Origin of the sequence: Mycobacterium sp. GA-2829 (assembly GCF_001499965.1) — a bacterium.
GTDB lineage: Bacteria > Actinomycetota > Actinomycetes > Mycobacteriales > Mycobacteriaceae > Mycobacterium.
Genome location: NZ_LQIT01000031.1, coordinates 65778 through 74140 on the forward strand (window position 1 = coordinate 65778; position 8363 = coordinate 74140).

The 8363-nt window shown below is 69.3% G+C and carries 8 protein-coding genes; 6 read left to right on the forward strand and 2 right to left on the reverse strand.

The window, feature by feature from the left end; all coding sequences use genetic code 11:
* Positions 1 to 14 precede the first annotated feature (14 nt).
* Entirely contained in the window at positions 15 to 2513 is a 2499-nt protein-coding gene (locus AU194_RS18950) for an RNA helicase (RefSeq protein ID WP_059090809.1), read from the forward strand.
* A gap of 7 nt (positions 2514 to 2520) precedes the next feature.
* Here AU194_RS18950 and AU194_RS18955 read toward each other — a convergent pair whose 3' ends face one another.
* Complete coding sequence (locus AU194_RS18955; protein ID WP_059090793.1) at positions 2521 to 3240, reverse strand: CoA pyrophosphatase; 720 nt, start codon at positions 3238 to 3240, stop codon at positions 2521 to 2523.
* Between the two features lie 16 nt (positions 3241 to 3256).
* Positions 3257 to 4321, reverse strand: a complete 1065-nt coding sequence (locus tag AU194_RS18960) for a low specificity L-threonine aldolase (RefSeq protein ID WP_059090794.1) — start codon at positions 4319 to 4321, stop codon at positions 3257 to 3259.
* Positions 4322 to 4379: 58 nt separating this feature from the next.
* On the opposite strand from AU194_RS18960, the gene AU194_RS18965 reads away from it, so the two are divergent.
* The 5 genes from AU194_RS18965 to AU194_RS18985 form a co-directional block, all read left to right on the forward strand.
* Positions 4380 to 4688, forward strand: a complete 309-nt coding sequence (locus AU194_RS18965) for a helix-turn-helix transcriptional regulator (RefSeq protein WP_059090795.1) — start codon at positions 4380 to 4382, stop codon at positions 4686 to 4688.
* Entirely contained in the window at positions 4657 to 5043 is a 387-nt protein-coding gene (locus AU194_RS18970) for a VOC family protein (RefSeq protein ID WP_059090796.1), read from the forward strand. The genes AU194_RS18965 and AU194_RS18970 overlap by 32 nt, the downstream gene beginning before the upstream one ends.
* Positions 5044 to 5137: 94 nt before the next feature.
* A complete protein-coding gene (gene helR / locus AU194_RS18975; protein ID WP_059090797.1) occupies positions 5138 to 7300 on the forward strand; it encodes an RNA polymerase recycling motor ATPase HelR in 2163 nt (720 codons plus the stop codon).
* A 20-nt stretch (positions 7301 to 7320) separates the two neighbouring features.
* The gene (locus AU194_RS18980; protein WP_059090798.1) at positions 7321 to 7743 is read left to right on the forward strand and encodes a hypothetical protein; all 423 of its coding nucleotides are present in this window, start codon (positions 7321 to 7323) and stop codon (positions 7741 to 7743) included.
* A gap of 39 nt (positions 7744 to 7782) precedes the next feature.
* On the forward strand, positions 7783 to 8363 hold a 581-nt coding region (locus AU194_RS18985), incomplete at its 3' end, for a DUF222 domain-containing protein (protein ID WP_157576231.1).

The following is an 8363-nucleotide window of genomic DNA, read 5'->3' on the forward strand; positions in this document are numbered from 1 at the left end:
CAGGCTGGGCCCTGATGACCGTCCTGCCGCGCGCCGAGGGCTCCGATCCCGACGAACTGTTCACCTCCTTCGCCGCATGGGCCGAGGAGAGCGGCACGACGCTGTACCCGGCGCAGGAGGAGGCGCTGATCGAACTGGTCAGCGGTGCGAACGTCATCCTCGCGACACCGACCGGCTCCGGGAAGTCACTGGTCGCGACCGGCGCGCAGTACGCCGCACTAGCGGCCGGCCGCCGCAGCTACTACACCGCGCCGATCAAGGCGTTGGTCAGTGAGAAGTTCTTCGCACTGTGCGGGGTGTTCGGCGCGGAGAACGTCGGCATGCTGACCGGTGACGCCGCGGTCAACTCCGACGCCCCGATCATCGCGTGCACCGCGGAGGTGCTGGCGAACATCGCGTTGCGTGAAGGTGCCGATAGCGATGCGGGACTCATCGTCATGGACGAGTTCCACTTCTACGGCGACCCTGACCGCGGATGGGCGTGGCAGGTGCCGCTGCTCGAACTGCCCAAGGCGCAGTTCCTGCTGATGTCGGCCACGCTCGGGGACGTCACGTTCCTGCGTGAGGACCTCACCCGCCGCACCGGCAGGCCGACCGCGCTCGTCGCCCACGCCGAGCGCCCCGTCCCGCTGTTCTACTCGTATGCGACGACACCGATGCACGAGACCATCGGCGATCTGCTCGACACCCGGCAGGCGCCGATCTACGTCGTGCACTTCACCCAGGCCTCCGCGCTGGAGCGGGCGCAGGCGCTGATGAGCATCAACGTGTGCACCAAGGAGGAGAAGGCCGCGATCGCCGAACTCATCGGCGCGTTCCGCTTCTCGTCCGCGTTCGGGAGCACCCTGTCGCGGTTGGTACGCCACGGCATCGGCGTGCACCACGCCGGGATGCTGCCCAAATACCGGCGGCTCGTCGAACAGCTCGCGCAGGCCGGGCTGCTGAAGGTCATCTGCGGCACCGACACCCTCGGGGTCGGGATCAACGTGCCGATCCGCACGGTGGTGTTCTCCGCGCTGTCCAAGTACGACGGCACCCGCACCCGCCTGCTCAACGCCCGCGAGTTCCACCAGATCGCGGGCCGGGCCGGGCGCGCGGGCTACGACACCGCGGGCACCGTCGTCGTGCAGGCACCCGACCACGAGGTGGAGAACCTCAAACAGTTCGCCAAGGTCGCCGACGATCCGAAGAAGCGACGGAAGTTGGTGCGGCGCAAGGTGCCCGAGGGCATGGTGCCGTGGAGCGAGTCGACGATGACCCGACTGGTCGATGCCGCGCCGGAGGCGCTGCACAGCAACATGAAGGTGACGACGGCGATGATCCTCGACGTGGTGGCCAGACCGGGCGATCCGTTCGAGGCGATGCGGCGACTGCTGACCGACAACCACGAACCGCGGAAACGCCAGTTGCAGCTGATCCGCGAGGCGGTGGGGATCGCGCGGTCGCTGTTGCAGGCCGGCATCATCGAACGCGTCGACACGCCTGAGGGCCGCCGCTACCAACTCACTGTCGACCTGCCCCGCGACTTCGCGCTCTACCAACCGCTGTCGACGTTCGCGCTGGCCGCCATCGAGGTGCTCGACACCGAATCTGAAACGTACGCGCTGGATGTGGTTTCGGTGATCGAGGCGACGTTGGAGGATCCGCGACAGATCCTGGCCGCGCAGTTGAAGAAGGCCAGGGGCGAGGCGGTCGCGGCGATGAAGGCCGAGGGCATCGAGTACGACGAGCGGATCGAACTGCTCGACGACGTCACCTACCCGAAACCGCTTGCGGAACTGCTCGAGCACACCTACGAGGTGTACCTGCAGACCAATCCGTGGGCCGCCGACGGCACGCTGTCCCCGAAGTCGGTGGTCCGCGAGATGTGGGAGCGGGCGTTCACGTTCCGCGAGTACGTCAGCGTCTACGGGCTGACGCGCTCCGAGGGTGCGGTGCTGCGCTACCTGTCCGATGCGTTCAAGGCGCTGCGGTCGGGGGTGCCTGCGGCGGCGCGCACCGAAGAGGTCAGCGACATCGTCGAGTGGTTGGGCGAGCTTGTGCGGCAGGTGGATTCGAGTCTGCTGGACGAATGGGAGCAGCTCACCAGTCCGGACCAGCCGCTGGACGCCCCGGTCACGGTGCCCGCCCGCCCGCGGCCGCTCACCGGTAACGAACGCGCGTTCACCGCGATGGTCCGCAACGCGTTGTTCCGCCGGGTGGAACTGTTCGCCCGCCGCGACTGGGCCGCACTCGGCGAGCTGGACGGCGCGGCAGGGTGGAAGGCCCAGGACTGGGCCGAGGTCGGCGACGAGTACTTCGACGAGCACGACGACGTCGGCACCGGCGCGGACGCCCGCGGTCCGGCGCTGCTGATCTTCGACCGGCAACCGGGTGTATGGCGGGTGCGCCAGATCCTCGACGACCCTGCGGGAGACCACGACTGGGGCTTCGAGGTGGAGGTCGATCTCGAGGCTTCCGACGAGGAGGGTGTCGCGGTGCTGCGCCTCGTCGACGCGGGCCGGCTCGACTGACGGCCAATCACTTCCAGGCGAACACCGGCTGTTCGAGCTCGTCGACCGGGTCGGGGCGGCCCTCCAGGCACAGCCACCGCGTCTGCAGCAGCACCGCACCGGTCGGCGCGTGGATCAGGTCGTTGCCCAACGGGATCTGCACCACCGGGCGGGGACTCTCCGGGATCGTGATGAACCGCGGCGAATCCTCGCGTTGCAGTTGGTGCAACCCGACGCGGTAGACCGCCACCACCTCGTCGGGTGCGGGCCGCAGGTCCAGCCGGCCGCCACCCCAGACGACGACGGGGGTGATCACGTACCCCGACCGCGTCGGGTAGTCGTCGAGCAGGCCCAGCACCGACGAATCCGGCAGTGCCACACCGACTTCCTCGTCGAGCTCGCGCAGCGCCGCCTCCACCGGCATCTCACCCGGATCCAGCCTGCCGCCGGGCAACGCCCACTGCGCGGCGTGCGTCGACAAGCGGGAAGCCCTGCGGCACAACAGGAACGCTGCGCCACCCGAGACGTCGATCATCCGGCCGTCGAGTCCGGCGTCGGGCATCGGCCGCCCCGCGATCCAGTCGTCGACCGGTGCCGGGTCCACCCGGTCCTCCCCGATCTCGGAGTCGACCAGCACCACCGCCACCGCGGCGTGCCGCTTCGTCGGATCAGTGACAGTCCGGCGCTCGTGGCCCGCCAGGTGCGCCCGGATGCGCTCGCGCAGCGCCGCGTCATAGGTGATCGTCACCGATCCACCGTACGAGTCAGCCCCGGGACAGTTCCTCGCGGATGATGTCGACGAACCCGTCGACGTCGTCCTCGGTGGTGTCCCACGCGGTCATCCAGCGCACCTCGCCGCGAGCACGGTCCCAGTCGTAGAACCGCACGCGCTCGCGGATGCGGTCGGCGGCGTCGGTCGGCACCGTGGCGAAGATCGCGTTCGCCTCGGTCGGCTGGGTGAACGCGAGGCCGGGTGGCGACGCCTCCTCCAGGGCCGCCCGCAGCCGCCGCGCCATGGCGTTGGAGTGTGCGGCGCTGCGCAGGCCGAGCCCGTCGTCGAACAGGGCCAGCAGCTGCGCCGATGCGAACCGCATCTTGCTGTTGAGCTGCATCGTCAGCTTGCGCAGATAACTCAACCCCGTCGCCCGGTCGGGGTCGACGACGACCACGGCCTCCACCCCGAGCAGCCCGTTCTTGGTGCCGCCGAGGCTGAGCACGTCGACCCCCACATCGGTGGTGAACTCGCGGAACGGCACCCCGAGCGCGGCCGCGGCGTTCCACAACCGTGATCCGTCCACGTGCAGGGCCATCCCGCGGCCGTGCGCGCTGTCGGCGATCGCCCGCACCTCGTCGGGGCGGTACAGCGTCCCGAGTTCGGTGGCCTGGGTGATGCTCACGGCCAGCGGCTGGGCCCGGTGTTCGTTGCCCCACCCCCACGCCTCCCGCGCGATCAGCTCGGGGGTGAGCTTGCCGTCCGGTGCGGCGACGGTGAGCAGTTTGATCCCGGTGACCCGTTCCGGCGCCCCGGCCTCGTCGGTGTTGATGTGGGCCGTCGACGCCGCGATCACCGCACCCCAGCGCGGGAGCACGCTGGTCAGCGAGACGACATTGGCGCCGGTGCCGTTGAAGACCGGGTACACCTCCGCGCGGTCCCCGAAATGCTCGTGCACCACGTCGCGCAGCCGGGCGGTGTAGCGGTCCTCCCCGTAGGCGACCTGGTGGCCGCCGTTGGCGGTGGCGAGCGCGGTCAGCACCTCGGGGTGGACGCCGGCGTAGTTGTCGCTGGCGAAACCGCGCCAGTCGGGGTCGTGCAGGGAGTGCAGCGTCACCGGGACATCCTTCCACCGCCATTGACAGGCAAGCAGTCACTTGCCTAACGTGACGGGCGTGGGTGACGTCTTCAAAGCCCTGGCCGATCCCACGCGCCGGACCATCCTCGACGAGCTGGCCGACCGCAACGGGCAGACGTTGTTCGAGATCTGCGCGCGCCTGACCACCAAGCACGGGCTCGGTTCCTCACGGCAGGCGATCTCACAGCACCTCGCCGTCCTCGAGGAGGCGGGCCTGATCGAGACCCGCCGGGACGGTCGGTACAAGTTCCACTACCTCGACACCGCACCGCTCGAACCGATCCTCGAGCGGTGGCTCACGAAGGGAAGACGCGATGAGGATCAACCTGGCGAGCGTGCTCGTTGACGACCAGGACAAGGCGTTGCGGTTCTACACCGACGTCCTGGGCTTCGTCCCGAAGCACGACATCCCGATGGGGCCGGCGCGGTGGATCACCGTGGTGTCCCCGGAAGATCCCGACGGCACCGAACTCGTGCTCGAGCCCGACGGCCATCCGGCGGTGCGACCGTTCAAGGAGGCCCTGGTCGCCGACGGCATCCCGTTCACGTCGTTCGCCGTCGCCGATGTGCGGGCGGAGTTCGAACGGCTGACGGCGCTCGGGGTGCGGTTCACCCAGGAGCCCGTCGACATGGGACCGGTGACGACCGCCGTCCTCGACGACACCTGTGGGAATCTGATCCAGATCGCGCACCAGAATTAGCCCCATTCTATCGGTCGGGTGGGGACTTGCGGCAAGGCCGGGGTGATCCCTCACAATGGCTGGCTCTGACCGGAACGAGGGTGGTGAGGCGGTCATGCGGGGGTACGAGGACGAACTGCGCTCCGAGCGCGACTATGTGACGGGGCTCTACACCCGGCTCGACGGCGAACGCGTCCGCGCCAGGCAGAAGTACGGCGCGGCATTGCGCGGCGAGGGCGCGCTGGTCGAACGCGACGCCGAGGTGCGGGCGCTGGCGAAGGAGATGCAACGCCTCGACGTCGCCGACGACGGGCTGTGCTTCGGCAGGCTCGACGCCGAGTCCGGTGAGCGCCTCTACATCGGCCGCATCGGACTCTTCGACCGGGACAACGACTTCGAGCCCCTGCTACTCGACTGGCGGGCGCCGCTGTCGCGGGCGTTCTACGTCGCGACGGCCGCGAATCCCGAAGGGATGCACCGGCGTCGACAGTTCCACACCCGCGGGCGGCAGGTCCTCGACTTCACCGACGAGGTGTTCGGCAGGCCGTCCGGCGACGAACACGGCGGCGAGTCGGCGCTGCTGGCGGCGGTCAACGCACCGCGCGGTGAGGGGATGCGCGACATCGTCGCGACGATCCAGGCCGAACAGGACGCGATCATCCGCCACGACCACCCCGGGGTGCTGGTCATCGAGGGCGGGCCCGGCACCGGTAAGACCGTGGTGGCACTGCACCGCGTCGCCTACCTGCTCTACACCCAGCGGGCCCGCATCGAACGGCACGGCGTGCTCGTGATCGGGCCGAATCCCGCGTTCCTCAACCACATCAGCCGGGTGCTGCCCTCGCTCGGTGAGACGAACGTCGTGTTCATGACCACCGGAGACCTGGTGCCCGGCCTGTCGGTCACCGCCGAGGACCCCGCCGCCGATGTGAAGGGCTCGCTTCAGATCCTCGATGTCCTCGCGGCCGCGGTCGCCGACCGGCAGCGAGTGCCGGAGGCACCGATGGTGATCGAACTGCCCGACGTCACCGTGCGGATCGACCCCGACACCGCACAGTGGGCGATCGAGGAGGCCCGCGGTAGCGGGTTGCCACACAACCACGCGCGCAGAGTGTTTCGCGAGACCGTCGAGTACGTGCTCACCGAACGCGCGGTGTCCCGGATCGGCAGGGGCTGGTTGTCGCGGTCGGACAAGGGCGCGTGGGAGGAGCTGCGCGCCGACGTGCTCGAAGACCTCGGCGACAGCGCGCAGTATCAGGCCGCCCTCGACGAGCTGTGGCCGTTCCTCTCGCCGCAGCAGCTCCTGGCCGACCTGTACGAGTCGCCCGAACGGCTGCGGGCGGCGGGCGCCGACGAGAAGCTCTGGCGCGCCGAAGGTTCCGCCTGGACGGTGTCGGATGTGCCGCTGCTCGACGAACTGGTCGACCTGCTGGGCCGCGACACCGCCCAGGACATCGCCGCCGAGAAGCAGCGCGAGGCCGAAGCCGACTACGCCGAGGGTGTGCTGGAATCCATGGTCGCCCACGAAGATCTGATGGACGACGAGGACGTGCTGCTGGCCACCGACCTCCTACAGGGCGAGGAGCTCGCCGAGCGGTTCACCGAACGGGACACCCGCGATCTGGCGGAACGCGCTGCCGCTGATCGGGAATGGACCTACCGCCACGTCGTCGTCGACGAGGCGCAGGAACTCTCGGAGATGGACTGGCGGGTGCTGATGCGGCGGTGCCCGAGCAAATCGTTCACGGTGGTGGGCGACCTGGCGCAGCGCCGGTCCCCGGCGGGTGCGCGGTCCTGGGGGTCGATGCTCGATGCGTACGTGCCGGGGCGCTGGGTCTACGGCTCGCTGACGGTGAACTACCGCACGCCCGCGGAGATCATGGCGGTCGCCGCCGCGGTGCTGGCCGACTTCGCGCCCGACGTGGAGCCGCCGGAGTCGGTGCGAGCGACGGGCGTGCCGCCGTGGCGCAGGCGGGTGACCCGCAACGAGTTGCCCTCGGCGGTGGACGAATTCGTGCGCGACGAAGCCGAGCGTGAGGGCACGAGCGTCGTGATCGGTCCACCGGACGTGCCCGGGGCGGTGCCGGCTTCGGAGGTCAAGGGGCTCGAGTTCGACGCGGTGCTGCTGGTCGAACCGGAGCGGATCTTCGACGGCCCACGCGGCGCGGCGGAACTGTACGTGGCGCTCACCCGAGCCACCCAGCGCCTCGGCGTGGTGCACTGCGCGCCGCTGCCCGCCTCACTGGCAGGGTTGGTGGAACGGGTCGAAATCGGTTGACGCCGCGTTACGGTCGAGAGATGCGTTTCGTTCGTCAGTCGTTCGCGGCCCTGGTTTTCAGTTCCTTCGCATTCGCTGCTCCCGCCGTGGCGCAGCCGTCGGTGCCCACCGTCACCCAGATTCCCGAACGCCCGCAGGGTGACGGATCGACCACGTTCGTCGACAACCCGGCCATCGTCGACCCGCGCCCGCAGGGCATCGAGTCGTGGAGCCGACTGCCCGACGACCGGACGATCGTCGTGCACTTCACCAGCGGGACGCCCGAATGTCACGGTGTGCACGCCGAGGTGCAGGAGACCGCCGACATCGTCGCGGTGAAGTTGGAGCACGGAGTGCTGCCGGAGGCCGTCAACCGCGCATGCATCGCGATCGGGGTGTTCGCCAGCCTCCCGGTCGGGCTGCAGGCGCCGCTGGGAGATCGGGCGGTCGTCAGCATCACCTGAGCGGCGGGTTCTGTCGGTGGGTGCTGCTTCAATGGGGTCATGTCCTCCGGCGCACCGTCTTTCATCCCGAGCACGCCTCGGGAAGCGCAGCTGGAGGCGTTGTTCGACGAGATGTCGGAGTTGGCAGGGCAGCGCAACGCGATCGATGCGCGGTTGGTGGAGATCGCCGCCGAAATCGACGGCGACCGCCTGTGGGGTGCCACCGGGGCGCGGTCGGTCACCGCGCTGGTCGCGTGGAAGGTCGGCTGCTCGACCACCAACGCCAAAGCGATCACCGCGATCGCCGACCGCATCGACGAATTCCCGCTGTGCGTGCAGGCCCTGCGGGAAGGGCGGCTGTCACTGGATCAGGTCGGCGTCATCGCCGACAAAGCCGGCCCCGGATCCGATGAGCATTACGCCGAGTTGGCCAAATCCGCCAGCGTCAACCAACTCCGCACCGCGATCCGGCAGGAACCCAAGCCCAAGCCCACGCCCGAACCCGCACCTGAGGTCGATGAGGACGAGCCGGAACCGGAGCTCGAACCGGCCTGTGCGATCACCCAGACCTCCGATGACCAGTACACCTTCTGGCGGATCCAACTCACCCACGCCGAGTCGGCGAAATTCGAAGCCGCGCT

What these genes read in the sequence shown, in the direction of transcription:
- AU194_RS18950 (WP_059090809.1), top strand. Translation starts at nt 15, where the DNA reads ATGACCGTCCTGCCGCGCGCCGAGGGCTCCGATCCCGACGAACTGTTC.
- AU194_RS18970 (WP_059090796.1), top strand. Translation starts at nt 4,657, where the DNA reads ATGAGGATCAACCTGGCGAGCGTGCTCGTTGACGACCAGGACAAGGCG.
- helR (WP_059090797.1), top strand. Translation starts at nt 5,138, where the DNA reads ATGCGGGGGTACGAGGACGAACTGCGCTCCGAGCGCGACTATGTGACG.
- AU194_RS18980 (WP_059090798.1), top strand. Translation starts at nt 7,321, where the DNA reads ATGCGTTTCGTTCGTCAGTCGTTCGCGGCCCTGGTTTTCAGTTCCTTC.